The sequence below is a fragment of the Variovorax atrisoli 110B genome (genome assembly GCF_000382045.1).
Classification (GTDB): domain Bacteria; phylum Pseudomonadota; class Gammaproteobacteria; order Burkholderiales; family Burkholderiaceae_C; genus Variovorax; species Variovorax atrisoli.
Window position 1 is genome coordinate 1 of the sequence record NZ_KB907467.1, and the last position, 22,648, is coordinate 22,648.

Here is a 22,648-nt window from a genome sequence, read left to right on the forward strand (position 1 = left end):
AGGGCCTGACGCAGAAGATCGTGGCGTACGACGGCGAGCACCTGAAGCTGCCGCCGAGCTCGATCGCGGTGCGCTGCCTGCAGGACCCGATGCCGCCGCTGTGGATCACCTCGGGCAACCCGGTCACGCTGGGGCGCGGGGTGCGCGAGGGCCACAACCTGTTCGTGACCGCGCTGCTCAAGGGCAACGATGCCATCGGTGAGCTGCGCCAGAGGCTGGACAAGGTCGCGGGCGACAACGGCAAGGACCTGGACCGCGACGTGAAGTTCGGCTTCCTGCGCTGTGCGTACGCTTCGGACAGCAAGGCGGAGATCGATGCGTACCTGGACTGCGCGCGCTTCCAGCGTCGCATCTCCGAGAGCCTGAAGTTCCGTCGTTCGCAGTCGGACGACGGCTACATGATCAAGGAGGTGCCCTCGGAGACGGACCCGACGATGGAGCAGCTGCGAAAGAACCTGCCGGTGGGCTCGGTCAACGAGGTCATCGACAAGATGCTGGAGGAGATCAGCATCCTGCGCCCGAAGCACATCGCGCTGCAGACGCAGCTGGGCGACTTCGACCAGAAGACGATGCTCAGGCAGATCGAGCTGTGGGGCGAGAGGATCATCCCGGCGATCCGCAAGGAGGTCGAGTCGATGAACGCCGTGGCAGCCTGAGGCACGCACTCGCACATGTCGAGCATGACTGTTTTCGACGGCGCTTCGCTGCGCGGCCGCGTGGCCGTGGTCACGGGCGCCTCCAGGGGGATCGGCCTTTCGATCTGCGAGCACCTTCGCGCCATGGGTGCGCAGGTGGTGCAGCTGGACGTCCTCTTTCCCGAAGAGTCCGAAGTGCCGGTCGAGGCGAACGGCATGCTCGCGATGCGCTGCGACGTGGCCGATCCCGCGTCGGTCGCCCTCATGGCTTCGAGGGTGCGCACGGCCTTCGGTCGCTGCGATGTCCTGGTCAACAACGCCGGCATCACCGCGTCGCCCGCGGCGCTCGAGGACTTTCCCATCGACGAGTGGGACCGCGTGTTCCGGGTGAACCTGCGTGGCGCGCTGCTGTGCGCCCAGGCGCTGGTGCCGATGATGTTCGAGGCGCAGGCCGGCAGCATCGTCAACGTGGCATCCATCTCCGCCCGCTCGCCGACGCGCGCAGTCGCCTATGGCGCGACCAAGGCCGGTCTGCGCGCACTGACGCAGCAGATGGCGGTGGAGTGGGGACCGCGCGGCATCCGGGCCAACTCGGTGAGCCCGGGGATGATCCGCACGCCCCTCTCTGAGGTGCACTACAGCCAGGAGGGCATGCTGGAGAGCCGGGTCTCGAAGATCCCGGCGCGCCGCATCGGCCGGCCGGAGGACATCGGCGGCATCGTGGCGTTCTTCGCCAGCGATGCGTCCAGCTACATCAACGGCGAGGACATCGTGGCCGATGGCGGCTTCCTCAAGGCCTCGCTCAACAACCTTTACAACAACCCCGCACAGTGAGCCCAGCCATGGAATCGCCAAAGCGCCTGCAGAACGTGTTCGTGGTGGCCGAGCGGCCGGCCGAACTCCATTCCTTCTATGAGTCCGCGCTGGGACTGCAGCTGAAGTTCCGTGACAAGGATCGGTGGATCCAGTACGGCGTCGGCAACACGAGCGTCGCGCTCGCCTGCCGCGAAGAAGCGGCGCCCGCCGTCTCGGGCATGGTGATGGTGTTCGAGGTGGACAGCTTCGACGGCGCGCACGAGCGCATCGCGGCCAGCGGCGGCGAAGTGCTGGGAACGCGCGACATGGGCGCCCACGGCGCCGTGCTGTCGCTGCGCGACCCCGAAGGCAACATCGTTCAACTCTTCAAGCGCCAGGGGACGCCGACGCCATGAGCCTCGCCATGCCACAGGCCGATGAGGCCATCGACCCCAAGTTGTTCCGCCAGCTGCTCGGCTGCTTCCCGACGGGGGTGGCCGTCGTCACCACCTGCAAGGCCGATGGCAGCCCTGCGGGCTTGACCTGCAATTCGTTCAGCTCCGTCTCGCTGGAGCCGCCCCTGGTGCTGTTCAGCCTGCGCAAGGCCAGCAGCCTGCTGCCGACCTTCGTGGAATCCGGCGCCTTCGCGATCAACATCCTGTCGCAGAGCCAGGACGCACTCTCGGGCCGGTTTGCGTCGAGCAGGATCGCCGACAAGTTCGAGAGCGTGGCCTGGCGCAGGGGCCCGCTGGGCACGCCGCTCGTCGACGACTGCCTGGCCAGCTTCGAATGCAGCGTGCATGCGCGGCACGAGGCGGGCGACCATGTGATCTTCATCGGCGAGGTCAGGCACATGACGCCGGGCTGCTCCGACCATGCCCTCGTGTTCTACAAGGGCGCCTACATGATGCTGGCAGAGTCGCTGCGCAAGCTCGTCGTCGACGGCAAGCTCGGCACCGCCGACATCGACGAGGCCTACCGTGCGCTGTACGGCACGCTGCTGCGCCTGGCGTGCGAGCGGGCCACCGACGCCGAGGTGGATGCGATCGAGGCCGCCGTCGACGGCATCGAGAAGCACCAGGACGTCGGCGCGCTGCCGCAGCGCATCGATGCGATGGCGAGCTTCTTCTCGTCGATCGCGCAGGCGGGGCACAACGAGGCACTGCGCCTCATGGCCCAGACGATGACCGCCGTCTTGCGCGAACGCATGACGCACGTGATTCCGGCGCATCCACGCCCCGACGTGTTTCCGCTTCGGCGCAAGGTGGTGCAGCGCCTGCGGGCGCGCGATGCGGATGGCGCTGCGGGGGCGCTGGACGAACTCATCTTCGTGCTGCGCAAGGGGGATGGCGCGCAGCTGGCGTCTTGACGACCTTCGCTCAAACGACGTCGATCACTCCGGGCAGCACCCGCTCGTAGCGCTTCATCTTCGCCGCCTCGATCCCCAGCCAGGCTGCCACCTGCTGCGGCGACGTGCCCCGCCGCAGCTGCCGCAACGCGAAGGTATGCCGCAGCCGGAACGACCCGCCCTCGCGCGAGTCCATGCCTGCTTCCTCGAGCACGCGTTTTGCGCACTCGTATTGGGAGGGCTTCTGCCACTGTTTGCCGGTGCGCGTGGAAGGGAAGATGAATGGGCCCGTGATGCCGGCGTCTGCACGCACGGTGAGCCAGTGCTGAAGCAGTTCTCCGGCCCAGGGGGCGATGGGGGTCTCGCGGGCAGGTGAATTGCCGTTGCCAGGCACCAGCAGCTTCCACGGGCGTTCACTCACGCGGCCGGCATGCGCGATCACCGACTCCAGCGTCAGCGCGCGCACGTCCCCTGGCGTCAGGCCTGCGCCCAGCTGCAGGGCAACCGAAGCCCTGTTGCGCACTTCCTGCCACGTCATCGCGGCCAGTGCGTCTCGCGACGCTCCTGGCCGCGGCCGCGCTGCAGACAGGAATGCGATGAGCTGCCGGGCCTCTCCCACCGAGAGGTAGTCGGGCAAAGGATCGGCGTGCGCGGCATCGGCGTAGCGCATCTCGGGGTTCGCCTTGATCCAGTCCGCTGCTGCCGTGTTGGGTGGGGTTTCGTTGCGCGAGGCATGGTGGCGCAGGACCCGGTCGATCAGGCGCATCAGGCGCAACGCATAGCGCGGCGTGAGCGACAGGTCGGAGGTCTTGCGACCGAAGCGCGCCGCCTGGAAGGCCTGCAGGTCGGCCAGATCGAGCGAGGGCAGGGCGACCACCGGCGACTGGCCAAGGCACCATGCCGCGAACGCCTCCCACATGTCCTCGTACACGGCGACCGAGCCCTCGCGGCGAAGCAGCCCGGATCCACGCTGGTCTGCCAGCCAGGCCTCGAAGGCTTCCTTGAACACGGCCGCGTGCCGAGGCGGCGGCGCGTCATCGAAAAGGGAGAAGGTCAGGCCTGCCGGCATAGGGATGGGGGCGTCTTTCGGATAAACATACTAACGGCAGGCGTTTATTGGGTGGAAGTTGGATTGCCGTTTTGGGATGAGCAGCTTGTCTTTGGGTGTTCGACTAACTGTGTGTGCCGTTAGTCTAATTATTAGTGCCGCAGAGATGAGAACAGGTGATCCAGGGGCTTGGAAAGCACTCAGGAGAGGGTCGAGCCACACAACACGCAGTCAGAGCCGATCGGCAGGCAATGACACGCCCACGAGACCATCTCTGTCTTCGTATATCGATCGCTCCGACAGTGATGCGTGTGCAGTGGCCTTCGCACCAGTGCTTGCTGGCGGCCCTCTTCGACGTACACGCGCCCGGGGCATCACCGTGCGAACGAGTGCTGCCCAGCGACACGCAGCACCGTCAAGCCGATGCACGACCTGGCACCCGGGCCTGCGCCACACCAGGCGCAAGAGATCAGTTGGGGCGAATCTGTTGTGAGGCGCTGCGCTGTCGCATCACCTGCGTCGCGAATGCGGAAGGGGTCGCAAGGTCTTCTGCTGGCGCGGCAGGCATCGGCATGTCTGCCGCCGCGGCTCCATGCTCCTGGTGAGCCAGCAGCGCCCGAACCCGGCCGACGAGCGCCGATCGATTGGCCACGCGCAGTTTCTTGAACGCGTTGCCCAGATGGAAGCGGACCGTTGGATATTCGAGCCCGAGCCGGCTCTGGATCTCCTTGTCGGGACAGCCGCAACTGACCAGCCACGCCACCTCGGCCTCGCGCTTGCTCAGGCGTCCTTCGCGCTGCAGTGTTGCCTCTGCGGATTCACCTTGCTCGATGGCAGGTGCGGACTCCTTCCAGCCCAGCCGTGAAAGCGCGGCGGTGATGGCCGGCTCGACGAGGTTCAGGATCTCGATCTCGCCCGCATCGAAGTTCCCCCGCTCCCGATTACGCCAGATGCGAACGTCCCCGACGCACCGCTCGCGATCGTAGAAATAGACGTTCACTCCCCAGTACATGCGGTCGCGACGAAGGAAGTCGTTGAAGAACTCCGTGCGCGACAGGTCTGTCTGGCAGAGCACCTGCGTTGCCAGGGTCGGCTTGCGGCGCTGCATCATGGGGTAGGTCAGCGGGTCCACGAAGCGGAAGTAGTCGTCCCAGGACCTCAGGTTCTCCTCGGACATGTTGAGCGCGGTCGTCCGGCCGAAGCGCTGCCTTTCGCCGTCCCACACCATCGACACGTAGGTATCGGCACGAAGGAGATCGAGCATCGGCAGCGCCATGCGCTCGCGCAACTCGTCGCCGTCGGTCGCGTTCGCGACGAGGCGCATGAGGTCCGACAGGGCCCTGGTCTGGATGGTGGAGAGGTGCATGGTCGATTCCAAGCAAGCTTCATGCGCGGGGCGCCAATGCTAGGCAGCGCTGTGGTTTTCGCCAGTCGGGTCTGACCCTATGCTCCGCGCGGCGAGCGGCCCCCCTAACGATTTCTATAGGTCCCCGACAAAACCCCGCTGCGTACATTGAATCGTCACCAAACGCTGAACGAGCCATGCACGCGATCGACCTTCCTCTCTCTGCCATTCGCAAGCTCCTTGATGGAGCATCCGTTTCAAGCCTGGATCTGGCCGAGGCCTGCATCGCACGGTCTCAAGCCTTTAGCGACCTCAACGTGTGGGTCAGCTTCGATCCCGAGGCGTTGCGAAAAGAAGCACGCGACGCGGACCGCCGTCTTGCCGCCGGCGAGCGCCTCCCCCTGCTGGGCATTCCCATCGCGCTGAAGGACAACATCGAGGCGGCCGGCATGGCCTGTGGGGCCGGTACGGCGTCATTGAACGGAAAGCAGCCCCGGGCGGATGCGGAGCTGGTCGCGCGCCTTCGGGCCGCAGGAGCCGTGATCGCGGGCAAGGTGGGCATGCACGAGCTGGCGTTCGGCATCACCACCAACAACGCGGTCACCGGAGCCGTCAGAAACCCCTGGGACCGCACCAGGATCCCCGGCGGCAGCAGCGGAGGGTCGGGTGCCGTGGTCGGCGCGCGCATCGTTCCCGCCTCCATCGGAACGGACACGGGCGGGTCGGTCCGCGTCCCGGCGGCCCTCTGCGGGGTCAGCGGCTTCCGGCCGACGGTCGGGCGCGTGCCGGCCCTGGGCATCGCACCAATTTCGCTCACTCGCGACACTGCCGGGCCGCTGGCCTACACCATGGCGGACTGCGCCCTTCTCGACGAGGTGATGACAGGCGCCAAGGACGGCCGGATGAAACTGACGCTCCAGGGGCTGCGCCTTGGCCTCCCGAGGCGTCCGTTCTGGAACGACCTGGAGCCCGCAGTGGAACAGGTCGCCGAATCCGCGCTCGATACGCTGCGGCAGGCCGGTGTCGAACTCGTGGATGTCGACATGTCCGCCCTGAGCGAGCTCAATGCCAGTGTCAGCTTCCCGGTGGTGTTCTTCGAGTTCGTGCGTGACATGCGCAAGTATCTCGAGGCGCGCGGGCGCGGCGTCACGCTCGAGGAGATGATCGCAGCCGTCGGCAGTCCTGACGTGCGCGGTGCCGTCGGTACCCTCCTGACCGGCGGCGGCATTCCCGAGGACGTCTACGAGAGCGCTCTCCAGGCGAGGGCGAAGATGCAGGCGCTCTACGCGCAGGCATTCGAATCGCACCGGATCGAAGCGCTGGTGTTCCCCACGACGCCGCGGGTTGCTGCCCTCGTCGGCGAAGACGAAACGGTCGACCTGAACGGCACGCAGCAGCCCACCTTCGGGACATTCATTCGCAACACAGACCCCGGCAGCAACGCCTCGTTGCCCGGCGCGACCATCCCGCTGGCACTTGCGAACAACCTGCCGGTGGGCCTCGCGCTCGACGGCCCCATCGATTCCGACCGCCGGCTTCTGGCGATCGCCGAAGCCGTCCAGTCCGCGCTTGCGCCTGCCCCTCAACTCACAACGCCCAACTGAAATCCCGAAGGAGCATTCCATGGATCGTCGTCATTTCCTGCAAGCAACGCTGGCCGCAGGGGCAGCTTCCGCACTGCCCACGGCCTTCGCGGCCGACCCGCTCAAGGTGGCCGTGATGATTCCCCAGAGCGGGCCCGGGGGCTTGTTCGGTCCGTCATGCAAGGCATGCGCCGAGATGGCCGCTACGGCCCTGAACGCGCGAGGCGGTGTGCTGGGCCGCAAGATCGAGCTTCTCTACGGCGACGCGGGCCTCGCGCCTGCGGAAGCGGGCCAGGCTGCGCTGAAGCTCTGGAAGGGTCAGAAGGCGGGTGCCGTCATCGGCATGCACGACAGCGCAGTGCGCGGTGCGCTCGTGGGCCTCTTCAAGGGCCAGGTGCCGTACTTCTACACGCCCGTCTACGAAGGCGGGGAGTGCGCGAAGGGTACCTACGTCAAGGGCGAGACGCCGCAGCAGCAGCTCGAGCCCGTGATCCCATGGCTGGCGGCCGAACGCAAGCCGACCAAGTGGTACATGATCGGCAACGACTACATCTGGGGGCGCAACACCAACGCCACCGCCAGGGCCTACATCGAGAAGACCGGCGCCAAGGTGGTCGGGGACGAGTACCTGCCCTTCACCGTCGACAACTTCGATGCGAGCCTCGCGCGCATCCGCGACAGCGGCGCCGACGCCGTGCTCGTGTCGCTGGTCGGTGGCGCTTCGGTGACCTTCAACAAGTCGTTCGCGAGCTTCGGCCTTTCGGACAAGGCGATTCGCCTGGGCACGTTGATCGACGAGAACACGCTGGCAGGCATCGGCTTCGCCAACGCGCGCAATCTCTATTCGAGCTCAGGCTACTTCGCGAACATCGACACGCCCGCGGCGAAGGCCTTCGCCGCGGACTATGCCAAGGCCAACGGCGCGAACGCGCCGGCATTGAACGGCCTTGCCGAATCGACCTACGAAGGCTTCCTGATGCTCGAAGCGCTCGCGAAGAAGGCAGGCAGCCTGGAGCCGGCGAAGCTCGATGCCGCCTCCGAAGGAACGACCTACAGCGGTCCGAGGGGCGCGGTGACCGTCAAGGCGCGCCACGTGGAGCAGGACATCTACGTGGCCGACGTCACGGACAAGGGCTTCCGCGTGGTGAAGACCTTCCCGAAGGTCGGCGCGGGCCAGACGTGCAAGGTCTGAACATGCTCGATGGCAACATCCTGCTGCACGGCCTGAACCTGGCCTACGAACTGGCCACGCTCGCACTCACGACGCTGGGCCTGGCGATCGTCTTCGGCCTGCTCGGCGTCATGAACATGGCGCACGGGGAGTTCGTGATGCTCGGGGCCTATTCGGTGGTGACGGTGCAGAAGCTGGGGCTGCCGCTGGTGGCAGCGGTTCCCCTGGCGGTGGTGGTGTGCGGCACGCTCGGGTACGTGGTGGAGCGCTGGCTCATACGGCCGCTCTATTCGCGGCCCTTCGACACGCTGCTCGCGACCTGGGCGCTGGCCATGCTCCTGAGAAAGCTGGTCGAAGCAGTCTTCGGCAGGGAGTACCGGAACGTCGAATCGTCGCTGACCGAACCGATGATGGTCTTCGGTTCGCAGTACCCGGCCTATCGCCTCGCGCTGATCGCTCTGGCAGTGGTCGTGATGGCGGGGCTCTTCCTCTGGTATCGGCGCAGTGCGGCCGGGCTTCGAGTGCGCGCCATGACGGCGAATCCCGTTCTTGCGCAGGCGCTGGGCATCAATACCCGGCGGCTCGCTTCGCAGGCCTTCGTCATCGGGGTCGTGTTCGCCGGCCTTTCCGGCGTGCTGCTTGCGCCGCTGATCCGCATCGAACCGGGCATCGGTGTCGACTACCTGCTGGACGCCTTCTTCGTGCTGGTCGTCGGCGGGCTCGGGACCTTGGGCGGCATGTTCGGCGGCGTCGGAATCATCGGCGGCTCGCAGGCCATCGTCAGCAGCGTGGCAGGGCAGACCAGCGGCTACGCGGTCGTGCTGATGCTCTCAATCCTCTTTCTGTGGCTCAAGCCCAATGGCCTTTTTTCGCGACGCTAAATCGGCGGCCTTCCTGGCCGCGGTCCTGGTTGCGCTGCCGTTCGCGTCCAGCGAGTTCGTGGCGTACCAGATCGCCCTGTTCCTGATCTACGGGATCGCTGCGCAGGGCGTGGCCCTCTGCTGGGGGCGCCTCGGATTCCTGCCCCTGGGGCACGCGCTCTTCTTCGGGCTGGGTGCCTACCTGTTCGGCGGAATGCTCAAGGGCGCGGAGTCGAACCCCGCCCTGTACCTGGCGCTGCCGCTCGCCGTGGTGGCGCCGGCCTTGCTCGCCTACGTCATCGCGCGCCTGGTCTTCGCCAGAAGCTCGCGCAGCGGCCCCTACTTCTCGCTCATCACGCTTGCGCTGACGATGCTGGGCTTCCTGGCGGCGCAGCAGTGGAGCGGCCTCACCGGCGGCTTCAACGGCATGACGGACATTCCCGACATTCCCGGCACGGCCCGCTACGAGACCTTGTACTGGCTCGTGGCGGCGGTCGCGGTCATCTCGACGCTCGTTCTCGCGATGCTGGCGGCCCGGCCCATCGGGGTGATCTGGGAGGCGGTGGCGCAGAACGAGGAGCGGCTTCAGCTGCTCGGGTACGCAACGGACCGGGTCAAGGCGAACGCCTATGCGTTCTCCGGCTTGCTCGCTGCAGCGGCAGGTGCATTGTTCTCCGCCCACCAGGGCATCGTGACCCCGCAGGCGATGAGCTTCATCCTCTCGACCGAGTTCGTGATCTGGGCCGCCGTCGGAGGGAAGGGGAGTTCGCTGGGGCCGTTGCTCGGTGCCACCGTGGTCGGCTACGCGTCCGCCGAGCTTCGTGAGCAGTTCCTCTACTGGGAAGTCGCCGTGGCGGCCCTCTTCATCGTCGTGGTGCTGTTCCTGCCGAACGGCGTCGCCGGTCTGCTGAAGCGCCGGGCCGATCCGCGCCACAGCGAAGATTCACCCGCCCCCGCCACGCATGAAGCAGCCACGACCACGGCGCCCGTCTCCCTGACCCTCGATGGGGTGAAGACGGCCCAGTCGGGCGTGACGATTCTCGACGGGCTTTCCCTGGCCCTCAGCGGGCCCGGCATCCGCTGCGTCATCGGTCCCAATGGCGCGGGCAAGACTTCCTCGTTCAACGTCATCACAGGGCGACTTCCGCTTCTGGGCGGAGGCGTCACGCTCAACGGCCACGATATCGGCGGGTTGTCTGCATGGCGCGTGGCGCGCAAGGGCATCGGACGCAAGATGCAGGTGCCATCGGTCTTTCCCGACCTCACGGTGCGCGAGAACCTGGGCCTGGCCGTGTGGGCCGGACGGGCATCCGCCGTCGACACGCTGAGACGGGCCACGCTGGGGTGGCACACCAGCCTTCTCGCCGAGATCCTGCAGGAGTTTCCCGCCCTCGCGTCGCAACTCGACGCACCGGCCGGCACTCTGGCGCAAGGGCATCGGCAAGCGCTGGAACTGGCGATGACGCTACTTCCCGAGCCGAAGCTGGTGTTGCTGGACGAGCCCTGCGCGGGCCTGTCGCCCGGCGAGACCCATCAGATGATCGATGCCATCAAGGCCCTGGTGAGCCGGATCGGTGCGGCTGCGCTGCTGATCGAGCACGACATCACGGCGGTGGATGCCATGGGCGGCGACGTGTATGTGCTGCACCAGGGGCGCCTTCTCGACAAGGGTTCGCTCGCGGACATCCAGGCCAGCGCAGCGGTGCGGGCGGTGTATGCGGGAGGTCGCAAATGACTCTGGTCTTCAAGGAATTGGTATGCGGCTACGGCGACACCGTCGTGGTCCGCGGAGTGTCCGGAGAAATCCGGCCCGGTCATGCGCTCGCCATCGTGGGAAGAAACGGCGTCGGCAAGAGCACGCTGATGAAGGCCCTGGCTGGCCAGTTGCCGCTCACGAGCGGCGATATCGAATGGAAAGGCCAGGCTCTCGGCGACCGGCCGCTGCACGCGCGCCTCGGCCTGGGAATCGCATTCGCGCCGCAAGAGAACGTCGTGTTCGGCGAGCTGACGGTGGCGGACAACCTGTGGCTGCACCTCGACGACCGGAAGGCCGAACGGTACGAGGAGGTCTTCCAGCACTTCCCGCTGCTTCAGCGCCGGCTCGCCCAGCGGGCGGGCTCGCTCAGCGGCGGCGAGCGCAAGCTGCTGTCCTTCGCACGGACCATGGGACTGCAGGCCAGGCTCTCGATGCTCGACGAACCCACCGAGGGCGTCCAGCCGGAGAACATCGACCGGATGGCCGCGATGGTCAATCGCAGGAAGGCCGCCGGCGATTCATTCATCATCGTCGAGCAGAACCTGGAGTTCGTGGCGGCCTTTGCCGACTCGGTGCTGGTGCTGGACCACGGCGAGGTCGTCCTGCAGGGCAGCTTCGCCGCCCTGGGCCGCGAGCGGATCGAGCAGCACATGGTGGTGTGAGCGTCCTTGCTCGAGGCGCGACGCGTGTTGCCTACTGTTTCTTCAGGCTGCCGTCAGCGCGCGAAGCTCCTCGAGCAGCTTGACGGAGGGGCCCGGCAGCATGCCGGAGCGCCTGCGAAAGGCGGTCAGCATTCTCCTGTCGCTCGCGCCCGGAATGTCGAGCGCATCGATCAGCCCGGCCTTTCGCTCGGCGTCATACATCGGCGCCGGCATCCAGCCGAGAAAGCCCGAATGCCCGATCAGGCTCTTGAGCGCCATGACCGAGCGCGTCTCGACGACCACGTTGGGCAGCGCCAGGTTCTGCCGTGCGAACACGCTCTTCATGTGCTCGAACGGCCCCGTTCCCTTCGGAAGGATCGCCCAGCGCTCGCCCAGGGTGTCTGACAGCTTGAGCTTGCGTTTCTTGCGCAGCGGGTGGTGGCGGCCGGCCACGACGTAGCTGGTGTCCTCCCATCTGCAGTCCTTCACGGCAACGATCTCGGCCGTGTCCTCCGTGTCGACCCCGAGCGCCAGGTCGATCTCGTGCGAGACGAGCGCGTCCGCCAGCCGGTCCCAGACGCCTTCGATGATCTGGACCTGAAGGTTGGGCCACTTGCTGCAGGTCCGGCCAATGGCCGAAGGCAGCACGAGGCAGGCGATGCTGCCGACCGCGCCGACGCGGATCGTGCCCTTCGCCAGCCCGAGCATGGCCTTGATGTTCTCGCTCGCGTGCTCCGATTCGCGCTGCAGCAGCAGCGCATGCGGCTGCAGCGCGCGGCCCACGTCAGTGAGCTGCATCCCCTTCGAGTGGCGCTCGAACAGCGGCGCCCCGGCCTGTTCTTCCAGCCTGCGGATCGTGCGGCTCAGTGCGGGCTGGGTGATGTTGAGCGCGTCGGCCGCTCGCCCGAGGCTTCCCGACGAAACGATGGCGTTGAAGGCGACGAGTTGCTGTAGATCGAAAGTCATGCCAAACGGTAATGACTTTTTCTCGAAAAGGCAATTTTCAAGATGGGAGCGCGATTCCACACTCCCGCCATCGAGACAGCATTGCGAGTTCGCGGTGCACAGCAGGAAGAAACACGCAATGACCGGATCCGCACCGCACGCCGCTGCCGCGACGCCCGCACACCCCACCACCGCCGCGGGCAGCATCACCGTTCGCGAGGCCGTGTTCGACCTCATGCGCCGCTTCGGAATGACCTCCGTGTTCGCGAATCCGGGGTCGACCGAGCTGCCGATGTTCCGCGACTTCCCCAGCGATTTCCGCTACATCCTCGGCCTGCAGGAGGCCTGCGTCGTGGGCATGGCGGACGGCTACGCGCAGGCGACCCGGAACGCGTCGTTCGTGAATCTCCATTCGGCGGCCGGCGTCGGCAACGCCATGGGCAACATCTTCACGGCCTTCAAGAACCGCACGCCGATGGTGATCACCGCCGGGCAGCAGGCGCGTTCGATCCTTCCGTTCGACCCGTTCCTGTCGTCGGCCCAGGCCACCGAGCTGCCGAAGCCCTACGTCAAATGGAGCATCGAACCGGCCCGCGCGCAAGACGTGCCGCTCGCGATCGCCAGGGCCTACTACCTGGCCATGATGCCGCCTTGCGGTCCGGTGCTGGTGTCGGTGCCCGTGGACGACTGGGACCAGCACACCGAGCGGGTTCCGACCCGGGCCGTGAGCACCCGGACACGTCCGGAGCCCGAGCTCATCGCCCGGATCTCGGCCGCGCTGGAGGCAAGCGAGCGCCCGGCATTCGTGGTGGGCGCCGCCGCCGATCGGGACGGCGCGTGGAACGAAGTCGTCGCATTGGCGGAAGCCCACAACGCCCGCGTGTGGGTCGCGCCGATGTCCGGACGCTGCAGCTTTCCGGAAGACCATCGCCTGTTCGCCGGCTTCCTTCCCGCCATGCGCGAGCGCATCGTCGAACTGCTCGAAGGCCACGATCTCATCCTCGCCATCGGCGCGCCGGCCTTCGCCTATCACGTCGAAGGCGCGGGCCCTCATGTGCCCGCCGGCGCAGCGCTGTGCCAGTTGACCGAGGACCCGGACACCGCGGCCTGGGCGCCCGTCGGCATCTCGGCCGTCGGCAGCATCCGGCTGGGATTGCTGGACCTGCTCGCCGTGCCGCCGAAGAAGACGCGTCCTCTGCCCCCCGCGAGAAAGGCCGCAGCGCGTGCGGAGCCGACGCCGCTGATGTCGGTCGCCTACGTGCTGCAAACGCTCGCGGAAGCAAAAAAGCCGGAACACATCGTGGTCGAAGAGGCGCCGAGCGCACGGCCCGTGATGCAGGCCCACCTGCCCTTCACCCGCAGCGAGACCTTCTACACGATGGACAGCGGCGGCCTCGGCTACGGCATGCCTGCGTCCGTGGGCGTTGCATTGGGCAAGCCCGGCAGCCGGGTCATCTGCCTGATCGGCGACGGATCGAGCATGTACTCCATCCAGGCGCTCTGGAGCGCTGCTCAGAACAAGCTGCCGATCACCTTCGTGATCCTGAACAACCGGCGGTACGCCGCCCTGCAGGACTTTGCGCCGGTGTTCGGCTTCTCGCCCACCGACGTCGTGCAGGGCACCGAACTGCCCGACCTCGACTTCCCGTCGCTCGCCAAGGGAATGGGATGCGCCGCAGTGCGCGTGACCGACCCGGCCGATCTGCGCAAGGCGCTCGACGAGGCCCTGGCCAGCGACGTGCCCTGTGTCGTGGAGGTCCGGGTCGCCTGACCTTGCCGATCGTTCCCGCGTCCAAAGGCGGGAGGAATTTTTTCAAACCATCCTACGGAGACAAGCCGATGAAGATTTCGATGTTGATCAATGGCGAGCGCACGGACGCCCGCGACGGCGCAACCTTTGAGCGGCGCAACCCTCTGGACGGCAGCGTGGCGACGATCGCACCCGCGGCGACGACGCAGGACGCCATTGCCGCGGTGGATGCCGCAGCCGAGGCCTTCAGGACCTGGTCGACCACCGGCCCCAGCGAACGCAGGGCGCTGCTCATGAAGGCTTCGCACGCGCTGGAAGCCAAGGCCGAGGCCTTCGCCGCGGCCGTCGCCGCCGAGACCGGCGCATCGGCCATCTGGGCAGGTTTCAATGTCCACCTCGCCGCAGGCATGCTGCTGGAAGCCGCATCGCTCACCACCCAGATCAGCGGCGAGGTCATCCCCTCGGACGTGCCGGGCAACATGGCCATGGCCGTGCGGCAGCCTGCGGGTGTGGTCCTCGGCATCGCGCCCTGGAACGCGCCGGTGATTCTGGCCGTGCGAGCCATCGCGACGCCGCTGGCCTGCGGCAACACGGTGGTTCTCAAGGGCAGCGAGATCTGCCCCGCCACGCACGGGCTGATCATCGAGGCGCTGCAGGAGGCGGGGCTTCCCAAGGGCGTGGTGAACTTCGTGACCAACGCGCCCGCGGACGCCGCCGCCGTCGTCGAAGCGATGGTGGCGCACCCCGCGGTCCGACGCGTCAACTTCACGGGCTCGACCCACGTCGGCAAGCTCATCGCAGCCACCTGCGCCAAGTACCTCAAGCCGGTCGTGCTCGAACTCGGCGGCAAGGCCCCGCTGGTCATCCTGGACGACGCCGATGTCGATGCTGCCGTCAACGCGGCGGTGTTCGGTGCCTTCGCCAACTCCGGACAGATCTGCATGTCGACCGAGCGCATCGTCGTCGACGAGAGCATCGCCGACGAGTTCGTCGCCAAGCTCAGCGCCCGGGCCGCCAGCCTGCCGCTGGGCGATCCGCGGCAGGGGCCCGTGGTGCTCGGTTCGGTGGTCGACCTGAGCACGGTCAATCGCTGCAACGAACTGATCGACGATGCGCTTGCCAAGGGCGCCAAGCTCATCATCGGCGGCAAGGCGAAGGACACGCTGATGCCCGCGACGCTGCTCGATCACGTCACCTCGGAAATGCGCATCTTCCGGGAAGAGGCGTTCGGCCCCGTGAAGGGCATCGTTCGCGTCCGCGGTGTGGAAGCAGCGGTTGCCTGCGCCAACGACAACGAGTACGGCCTCGCAGCCGCGGTGTTCGGCCGCGACGTGGCGCGCGCCATCCAGGTGGCGGGGCGCATCGAGTCGGGCATCTGCCATGTGAACGGCCCCACCGTCCATGACGAAGCACAGATGCCGTTCGGCGGCGTCAAGGGCAGCGGCATCGGCCGCTTCGGCGGCAAGGCCGGCGTGGAGGCGTTCACCGAGCTGCGCTGGCTGACGGTGCAGACCACGCCGCGCCAATACCCCTTCTAGGACACGCACAGGCGCGCAAGCGCACAGACGCGCCGGCGTCATCGCCGGGCGTCATCTCACCGTCGGCAAAGCGCCGAGGTGAACGAGCGAAAGCATGCGGCAGCGACACCGCCGCACCCCGATTCCTAAAACCGGAGACAAGAGAAATGAAGTTTGCTTCGATGAGCCGCCGGGCACTCGCCTGCGCCCTGATCACCCTGGCCGCCGCACCCGCCGTGGCGCTCGCACAGGATCAAAAGCCGATCGAATGGGTCGTCGGCTATGCCGCCGGCGGCGGCTCCGACACCGTGGCGCGAACGATCGCCGAGGAGATGGGCAAGTCGTTGAAGCGCACGATCATCGTGAGCAACAAGCCCGGTGCCGCAACGAACATCGCCGCCGACTACGTGGCGAAATCGAAGGACTACGGGAACATCATGTTCACCGCCGACTTCGCCACGCTGGCGGCCAACCCGGCACTGTTCGCCAAACTGCCGTACGACGCGGAGAAGGACTTCGTGCCGGTGGGCATGCTCGCGAGATTCCCGCTGCTGCTGGTCGTTCATCCGAGCAACCCCGCGAACAACCTGAAGGAGTTCATCGCGTGGGTCAAGGCCAACCCCAACGGTGCGAACTTCGCATCGGCGGGAGCCGGCAGTCCCCAGCACCTGGCCGCGGAACTGTTCAAGGAACGCACCGGGCTCGCGCTGCAGCACGTGGCCTACCGCGGCGGCGCGCCGGCGGTCATCGATCTCGTGGGAGGCCAGATTCCGTTCGCGCTCATGGACAGCGCCACGGTCCAGCAATACGTGGTGTCGGGCAAGCTCAAGGCACTGGGCGTGGCCAGCAAGGAACGCCTGAAGAATTTCCCCGACGTTCCCACGCTCTCCGAGCAGGGCCTGAGCGGCTTCGATGCGTCCGCCTGGCAGGGGCTGGTCGTTCCCAAGGGGACTCCGCCCGAAACGGTCGCAGCACTGAACAAGACGCTGCAGGCCGCGCTCGCCTCCACGCCGGTGAAGGCGCGGCTGGAAACGCTGTCGCTCGAAGCACTGCCCGGCACGCCGCAGCAGATGACTTCCTATGTGCATGCGGAACGCGAGCGCTGGGGCGCGCTGATCCGCAAGAACCAGATCCGCCTCGACTGAAGGTCCACCTCATGAAAACGCAAGTCGCCATCATCGGCGCAGGCCCCGCGGGGCTGATGCTCTCGCAGATCCTCCACCTCCAGGGCATCGAGTCGATCGTCCTGGAAACGCGCAGCCGCGAGGCGATCGAGGCCACGATCCGCGCCGGCGTGCTGGAACAGGGGACCATCGATCTCATGACGGAAATCGGCGCGGGCGCCCGCATGCAACGCGAGGGCTTCCGGCATGAAGGAACGATCCTGCGTTTCGACGGCATCGACCGCCGCATCGATTTCCCGGAGCTGACCGGCGGCAAGGCCGTGATGGTGTACGCGCAGCACGAAGTCATCAAGGACCTGGTGGAGGTGCGCCTGGCATCGGGCGGCGACATCCGGTTCGAAGTGTCGGACGTGAGCCTGCACGGGCTGGACTCCACCTCGCCGAGCGTTCGCTTTCGGCAGCCCGGCGGCGAGCTGCAAACCATCGAGGCCGACTTCATCGCCGGCTGCGACGGCACACAGGGCGTCAGCCGGCCCTCGATTCCCAGGGGCGTGTTGAAGGGCTTCGAGCGGCTCTATCCGTTCGGCTGGCTCGGCATCCTCTGCAAGGCGCCGCCTTCCTCCGACGAGCTGATCTACGCGCTGAGCGATCGCGGCTTCGCGCTCGTCAGCACCCGTTCGCCCGAAGTGCAGCGCATGTACCTTCAGTGCGAGCCCACGGACAAGATCGAGAACTGGTCGGACGACCGCATCTGGAGCGAACTGCGCGCGCGCCTGGCCACCCGCGACGGCTGGGCGCCCATCGAAGGCGAGATCTTCAGCAAGACCGTCGTCGGCATGCGCAGCTTCGTGACCGAGCCGATGCAGTACGGCCGCCTGTTCCTGGCGGGGGACGCGGCGCACGTGGTGCCCCCGACCGGTGCGAAAGGCCTGAACCTGGCGGTCGCCGACGTGCGCGTTCTCGCTCGTGCGTTCGGGGCGTTCTACAAGTCGGGCCGCGAAGACCTGCTCGAACGCTATAGCGACATCGCGCTGCGGCGCATCTGGAAGGCGCAGCGCTTCTCCTGGTGGATGACCTCGATGCTGCATCGCTTCCCGGGTGCCGACGAATTCCAGCACAAGGTGCAGATCGCGGAACTCGACTACATCACCGGCTCGCGCGCCGCGTCGACCGCATTGGCGGAGAACTACGTCGGCATGCCGTTCGACGAACCCGCCCATTGACCCGTGCACGACCGTTCGCCAAGAAGCGGAAGCGGAAAGAGTCGACCCACCCCTGGGCGCCAGGCCATGCCGAACGCCCGACATGGAGACAAGACATGAACCATCACTTCCCTTCGGCGAATGCCGCCGGCTCGGGGGGGCGCCCATGAATGCCACTGCTGCGGCCTTCAAGGGCAATGCCGACATCGGCCGGCTGCTGGACGACGGCCCCTACACGACCATGCAGAAGCTCGTGGTCTTCCTGGCCGCCCTCTCGATCGTGATGGATGGATTCGACGGCCAGCTCATCGGGTTCGCGATTCCTTCGATGATCAAGGAGTGGGGCATCACGCGCGAAGCCTTCGTTCCGGCGGTGGCGGCGGGCCTGATCGGCATGGGCATCGGAAGCGCCTGTGCGGGGCTGTTCGCCGATCGCTTCGGCCGCCGCATGGCCGTCATCGCGAGCGTCTTCCTGTTCGGCGCGGCCACCTGCGCGATCGGCCTTGCGCCCGACGTGCTGACCGTGGCGGTGCTTCGATTCATTGCCGGCCTGGGCATCGGCGGTGCGCTGCCGAGCTCGACCACGGTCACGGCCGAGTTCACCCCGGCGCGCCGAAGGACGCTCGCCGTCACGGCCACGATAGTGTGCGTGCCCCTGGGCGGCATGCTGGCGGGCCTCTTCGCCGCACAAGTGCTGCCGGCCTTCGGATGGCGCGCGCTCTTCTTCATCGGCGGCACCTTCCCGATGGCCCTGGCGGTGCTCCTGTTCTTCACGCTGCCGGAGTCGCCGCGCTTCCTTGCCCGGCATCCGGCGCGCTGGGGCGAACTGGGCAGGCTGCTCGCGCGCATGGGTCGCCCCATGGCGCGAGACGTCCGCTATACCGATGCCACCGAGCAGGCCGCGGAGACAAACGCAGAGAAGAGCGCCGGCTTCGGCGCGCTCTTCTCGAACGGCCTGGCCCGCGACACGCTCGCGACCTGGGCTGCGTTCTTCATGTGCCTGACGGCCGTCTACAGCGCCTTCAGCTGGCTGCCGACGATGCTCGCCTCGGAGGGGCTTTCGATGAGCGTCGCCGGATCGGGACTGACCGCCTACAACCTGGGCGGCGTGATCGGCGCGCTGGGCTGCGCGGTGGCGATCTCCCGCTTCGGATCGCGCTGGCCGCTGGTCCTGTGCTGTGCAGGCGCGGCCGCCAGTGCGTTCGCCCTGCAGACGCTGAACGTCGGAAAGGAGACCAGCCTGCTCATCTTCGGATTCGGCGTGCACGGCATGTTCGTGAACGCGGTGCAGTCCACCATGTACGCGCTGTGCGCATTCATGTACCCGACCAGCGTCAGGGCGACGGGCACTGCATCCGCACTGGCCTTCGGGCGCCTCGGCGCCATCCTGAGCGCCTTCGCAGGGGCGGCCGTGATCACGGCGGGCGGGGCCACGGCGTATCTGGCGCTGCTGGGCTCGGCGATGTTCCTCGCCATGGTCGCGCTGCTCATCGTGCGCCGGCACATTCCCGGGCGCGACGTGCTGCTGCAACGCGGTCGAGGCCAGAGCCTGCCGGGCGTGTCGCCGCCGCAAGGAATTTCACAGAAGAGGTCATCATGAAAATCTCGATCGTCGGCGCGGGGGCGATGGGCTCCCTTTTCGGCGGCCTGCTCGCCGAGTCGGGCAACGAAGTCACGCTGATCGACGTGAACGACGCGCACATCGATGCGGTCCGCACCCAGGGGCTTCGCCTGGCGACCGACGGCGGTGACCGGCAGGTCACGGCGCTGAAGGCCGTGCGACCGGAAGACGCCACCGGCTTCCCCGATCTGCTCCTGGTGTTCACCAAGACACTGCACACCGGTGCGGCCCTGTCCGGGGTGAGGCACCTGATCGGACCGGGGGTGCATGTGCTGTCGCTGCAGAACGGCCTGGGCAATGTCGAGAAGATCGCGGAGTTCGTGCCGCTGGAGCGGGTGCTGATCGGCGTCACCACATGGCCAGCGGACATGGTCGGTCCCGGCCACGTGCACTCCCACGGCCAGGGCGTCGTGCGGCTCATGGCGGCCGACGGCGTCGAGCGCTGCTTCGTGTCCCAGGTCGCCGAAGTGCTCACGAAGGCCCGGCTCGATTGCACCTCCGACGGTACCGTGTGGGCGGCGATCTGGGAGAAGGTCGCCTTCAACGCCGCGCTGAACAGCATCTGCGCGGTCTCCGGCTGCACGGTCGACGAACTCGGCAGGTTGCCCGACGGCAGCCGCCTCGCGAACGAGGTCGTCACGGAAGTGCTGTCCGTCGCGCTGCGCCTGGGCATCGACGTCGACGCCGCCAAATGCCGGGCCAATGTGGCGAGCGCCATCGACCACCACAGGGGACACAAGCCCTCCATGCTGCAGGACGTGCTGGCCGGCCGCCGTACCGAGGTGGAGAGCATCAACGGTGCCGTCGTAGAACTGGCCGGCCCGCTGAACATCAAGCTGCCTGTCACGGAGACCCTGCTGTCTCTCGTTCGCCTCGCAGAAGCACGCTCCGTCGCCTGACGCCGCAATCGAATCCCATGCTGTTGAACATCGAAGACTATCGGCGCGCAGCCCGCGCGGTACTGCCGCGATTCGTCCATGACTACATCGAGGGCTCTGCCGACGATGGCCATTGCATGCGTCGAAACGCGGGCGATCTGTCGGCCATCGAACTCACGCCGCGCGTGCTGCGCGACACCACGCAGGTCGACACATCCGTCGAGGTCTTCGGCCGGAAATGGGCGCTGCCCATCGGCATTGCGCCGACGGGGCTCAACGGCCTGGTCCGGCCGGAGGGCGACCGGCTGCTGGCGGTCGCGGCTGCCGATGCGGGCATTCCCTTTTCACTGTCGACTGCTTCCAACATGCGGCTGGAGGATGTGCGCGCGGCCGCGCCAGACGGCGTGCAGTGGATGCAGCTTTACGTCATGCACCGCGAGATGGCGGGCCAGATCGTCGAGCGGGCCCGGGCGGACGGCTACCAGGCGCTGGTGCTGACGGTGGACGTTCCCGTCAGCGGCAACCGCGAGCTCGACCTGCGCAACGGATTTCGCATGCCATTCCGGCCGACACCTCGCCTGGCCTGGGACCTGGTGAGCCACCCCCGGTGGTCGCTTCGGATGGCACCTCGCGGCGCGCCGGATTTCGCCAACCTGACGCCCTCCGGCAGCGGCGCGGGTTCGACCAGCATGCAGGCGGCCTTGCTGGCGCGCGCCATGGACCGGTCGCTCGTCTGGGAATCGCTGGCGTGGCTTCGTGGAATGTGGAAGGGGCCGCTGCTTCTCAAGGGCGTGCTCCATCCGGACGATGCACGCATGGCGCTCGACCACAGCATCGACGGCCTGATCGTGTCGAACCATGGCGGCCGCCAGAACGATGCGTCGCCCTCGGCGATCTCCGCGCTGCCGCGCGTCGCGGGTGCGGTCGCCGGGCGCATCCCCGTGTTCATGGACGGCGGGATTCGGCGCGGCGGCGACGTCGCGAAGGCCCTGGCCCTGGGCGCCACGGCAGTGTTCGTGGGTCGGCCCACGCTCTACGGCCTGGCGGTGGGCGGGCAGCAGGGCGCAGCGGCCGTGCTCAAGATCCTGGCCGACGAGCTGGTGCGCAACATGACCCTGCTCGGCGCCACCACGGTGCGCGATCTGCCCGCGCGCCGGTTGGCGGTCAACGCTTCAGGCGGCTGAAGCCGTCGACGCCCCCGAGGCGATGCCGCTGGCGCGGTAGGCGCGGGGCGAGAGGTCGAACCGTTGCCGGAATGCCCGGCTGAAGTGGCTCAGGTCGTTGAATCCGTGCGCCATCGCGATCGCCGAGATGCCGAGGCCGGCACGCGCCGGATCCTGCAGGTCGGCCGCCGCACGCTCCAGGCGCCGGCGCCAGATGTACCGCGTCAGGGATGTGCTCTCGGCTTCGAACAGCTTGTTGATGTAGCGCGGCGACAGGTTCAAGGCGGTGCTCACCATGGCCGTGTCGAGTTCGCACACGTCGAGGTGGCGCTCCACGAAGTCCCTCACGCGCATCAACGCGGTTGCGCGGTATTCGGACAGCGGCAGCGGTGAGGCCAGGATGACTTCGTCGAGGGCTGCGGCCAGCAGCTCGGTGAAGTTCCTGACCACCTTCTCCGAGGCAGCGGGCGGCAGGAGCGATGCCTGCTTGCTGAAGCTCACCAGGTAGCCGAAAAGGATCGGGCACATCTGGCTCGATTCGCCGAAGCTCGTGGCCGTGATGCGATGGATGCTGCCGGCGCGGTGCGCGGTGGCCGAGCGCGCCAGCTTGATCGTGATGATCTTGAAGGTGTCGTCGAACCTGAGCGAGTAGGGCCGCTGTGCGTCGCAGACGGCGCCGTCTCCCGCCCTCAGCACCACGCTTCTTCCGTCCTGCTGCGCCATGGCCACGCCGGAGAGCACGAAATTGAAGATCAGCGACTCTTCGCTGGCACGCGCGATGGCCGAAGGCTGGCGCTCGACGCGGTGCGCCGAAGCTTCGATGCGGGCAACGCTCAGGCCCTCCAGGCGAGAGCCCTCGACCGAAGCCTCGAAGGCCATGCCGCTCATCGGCCGGCACTCCAGATCGACCAGCGCACGGCACACGACGTCCTGCCAATAGCCGAACTTGTCGTGCTGACGGAGGCCGGCGGTGGAAGCGAGGATCGAGGTCGAGGTGACGGTGGAGGTCGACATGGCGGCCCGCCTTGGGGCTGACGTTGCACTTGCTCGGTGCCCGGGCAGCGCAGGCCCGGTGCATGAGTCCGGATGCCCGGAGTTTGAGCGAAATCACGCAAGGTTGATGCCAAGAAAACCCTAGGTCGCGCCACGGTGGCGCAGGCGTTTCGGGCTCTGGGCAGGGCCGTTCCAGTCAACTTTTCCGGCCGCGCCAGCAAAGTCGCACGCGCCGGAAAAACGCAAAGTTCGGCCAGGCCTTCGCGGAGGGCT

General features: G+C 67.3%; 20 protein-coding genes. 16 read left to right on the top strand and 4 right to left on the bottom strand.

The features are described from left to right. The 4 genes from G369_RS0131275 to G369_RS0131290 all read left to right on the top strand — a co-directional run. The coding region (locus G369_RS0131275; protein ID WP_026346790.1) for an LLM class flavin-dependent oxidoreductase at positions 1-656 on the top strand (656 nt) is incomplete at its 5' end. A gap of 24 nt (positions 657-680) precedes the next feature. Continuing rightward, entirely contained in the window at positions 681-1,469 is a 789-nt protein-coding gene (locus G369_RS0131280) for an SDR family NAD(P)-dependent oxidoreductase (RefSeq protein ID WP_038116495.1), read from the top strand. Positions 1,470-1,477: 8 nt separating this feature from the next. Then, entirely contained in the window at positions 1,478-1,846 is a 369-nt protein-coding gene (locus tag G369_RS0131285; protein WP_038116479.1) for a VOC family protein, read from the top strand. After that, the gene (locus tag G369_RS0131290; protein ID WP_019658024.1) at positions 1,843-2,799 is read left to right on the top strand and encodes a flavin reductase; all 957 of its coding nucleotides are present in this window, start codon (positions 1,843-1,845) and stop codon (positions 2,797-2,799) included. Before G369_RS0131285 ends, G369_RS0131290 begins: the two co-directional genes overlap by 4 nt. Positions 2,800-2,809: 10 nt before the next feature. On the opposite strand, the gene G369_RS0131295 is transcribed toward G369_RS0131290, so the two are convergent. Together G369_RS0131295 and G369_RS0131300 are read right to left on the bottom strand one after the other, a co-directional pair. Further along, complete coding sequence (locus G369_RS0131295) at positions 2,810-3,847, bottom strand: tyrosine-type recombinase/integrase (protein WP_019658025.1); 1,038 nt, start codon at positions 3,845-3,847, stop codon at positions 2,810-2,812. 448 nt (positions 3,848-4,295) lie between these two features. Continuing rightward, positions 4,296-5,192, bottom strand: a complete 897-nt coding sequence (locus G369_RS0131300) for a helix-turn-helix transcriptional regulator (protein WP_019658026.1) — start codon at positions 5,190-5,192, stop codon at positions 4,296-4,298. A gap of 176 nt (positions 5,193-5,368) precedes the next feature. On the opposite strand from G369_RS0131300, the gene iaaH reads away from it, so the two are divergent. Genes iaaH through G369_RS0131325 form a run of 5 tightly spaced genes read left to right on the top strand, consistent with a single transcriptional unit; the run spans position 5,369 to position 11,203 of the window. Further along, a complete protein-coding gene (iaaH, locus tag G369_RS0131305) occupies positions 5,369-6,775 on the top strand; it encodes an indoleacetamide hydrolase (RefSeq protein WP_019658027.1) in 1,407 nt (468 codons plus the stop codon). 19 nt (positions 6,776-6,794) lie between these two features. Continuing rightward, positions 6,795-7,946, top strand: coding sequence for a substrate-binding domain-containing protein (locus G369_RS0131310; RefSeq protein WP_019658028.1), 1,152 nt, complete (start codon positions 6,795-6,797; stop codon positions 7,944-7,946). A 2-nt stretch (positions 7,947-7,948) separates the two neighbouring features. Then, a complete protein-coding gene (locus G369_RS0131315; protein WP_020723392.1) occupies positions 7,949-8,806 on the top strand; it encodes a branched-chain amino acid ABC transporter permease in 858 nt (285 codons plus the stop codon). Continuing rightward, the gene (locus tag G369_RS0131320; protein ID WP_019658030.1) at positions 8,784-10,520 is read left to right on the top strand and encodes a branched-chain amino acid ABC transporter ATP-binding protein/permease; all 1,737 of its coding nucleotides are present in this window, start codon (positions 8,784-8,786) and stop codon (positions 10,518-10,520) included. Before G369_RS0131315 ends, G369_RS0131320 begins: the two co-directional genes overlap by 23 nt. Then, the gene (locus G369_RS0131325) at positions 10,517-11,203 is read left to right on the top strand and encodes an ABC transporter ATP-binding protein (RefSeq protein WP_019658031.1); all 687 of its coding nucleotides are present in this window, start codon (positions 10,517-10,519) and stop codon (positions 11,201-11,203) included. The genes G369_RS0131320 and G369_RS0131325 overlap by 4 nt, the downstream gene beginning before the upstream one ends. A 42-nt stretch (positions 11,204-11,245) precedes the next feature. Here G369_RS0131325 and G369_RS0131330 read toward each other — a convergent pair whose 3' ends face one another. Further along, on the bottom strand, positions 11,246-12,148 hold the full coding sequence (locus tag G369_RS0131330) for a LysR family transcriptional regulator (RefSeq protein ID WP_019658032.1): 903 nt from the start codon (positions 12,146-12,148) through the stop codon (positions 11,246-11,248). Between the two features lie 118 nt (positions 12,149-12,266). Here G369_RS0131330 and mdlC point away from each other — a divergent pair, with 118 nt between their 5' ends. The 7 genes from mdlC (at position 12,267) to G369_RS36615 (ending at position 21,403) form a co-directional block, all read left to right on the top strand. After that, positions 12,267-13,898, top strand: a complete 1,632-nt coding sequence (gene mdlC, locus G369_RS0131335; RefSeq protein ID WP_019658033.1) for a benzoylformate decarboxylase — start codon at positions 12,267-12,269, stop codon at positions 13,896-13,898. 68 nt (positions 13,899-13,966) lie between these two features. Then, on the top strand, positions 13,967-15,415 hold the full coding sequence (locus tag G369_RS0131340; RefSeq protein ID WP_019658034.1) for an aldehyde dehydrogenase: 1,449 nt from the start codon (positions 13,967-13,969) through the stop codon (positions 15,413-15,415). A 146-nt stretch (positions 15,416-15,561) separates the two neighbouring features. Further along, on the top strand, positions 15,562-16,539 hold the full coding sequence (locus G369_RS0131345; protein WP_019658035.1) for a Bug family tripartite tricarboxylate transporter substrate binding protein: 978 nt from the start codon (positions 15,562-15,564) through the stop codon (positions 16,537-16,539). 11 nt (positions 16,540-16,550) lie between these two features. Continuing rightward, complete coding sequence (gene pobA, locus G369_RS0131350; RefSeq protein ID WP_019658036.1) at positions 16,551-17,741, top strand: 4-hydroxybenzoate 3-monooxygenase; 1,191 nt, start codon at positions 16,551-16,553, stop codon at positions 17,739-17,741. 145 nt (positions 17,742-17,886) lie between these two features. Then, positions 17,887-19,320 (top strand): MFS transporter, encoded by a 1,434-nt coding sequence (locus G369_RS0131355; RefSeq protein WP_019658037.1) that lies wholly within the window; start codon positions 17,887-17,889, stop codon positions 19,318-19,320. Further along, positions 19,317-20,240 carry a ketopantoate reductase family protein gene (locus G369_RS0131360; protein WP_019658038.1) on the top strand — a complete coding sequence of 308 codons (924 nt, stop codon included), beginning with the start codon at positions 19,317-19,319 and terminating at the stop codon, positions 20,238-20,240. Before G369_RS0131355 ends, G369_RS0131360 begins: the two co-directional genes overlap by 4 nt. A gap of 17 nt (positions 20,241-20,257) precedes the next feature. Next, positions 20,258-21,403, top strand: coding sequence for an alpha-hydroxy acid oxidase (locus G369_RS36615; protein ID WP_019658039.1), 1,146 nt, complete (start codon positions 20,258-20,260; stop codon positions 21,401-21,403). On the opposite strand, the gene G369_RS0131370 is transcribed toward G369_RS36615, so the two are convergent. Next, complete coding sequence (locus G369_RS0131370; protein ID WP_019658040.1) at positions 21,392-22,396, bottom strand: AraC-like ligand-binding domain-containing protein; 1,005 nt, start codon at positions 22,394-22,396, stop codon at positions 21,392-21,394. The genes G369_RS36615 and G369_RS0131370 overlap by 12 nt on opposite strands. Between the last annotated feature and the right edge of the window lie 252 nt (positions 22,397-22,648).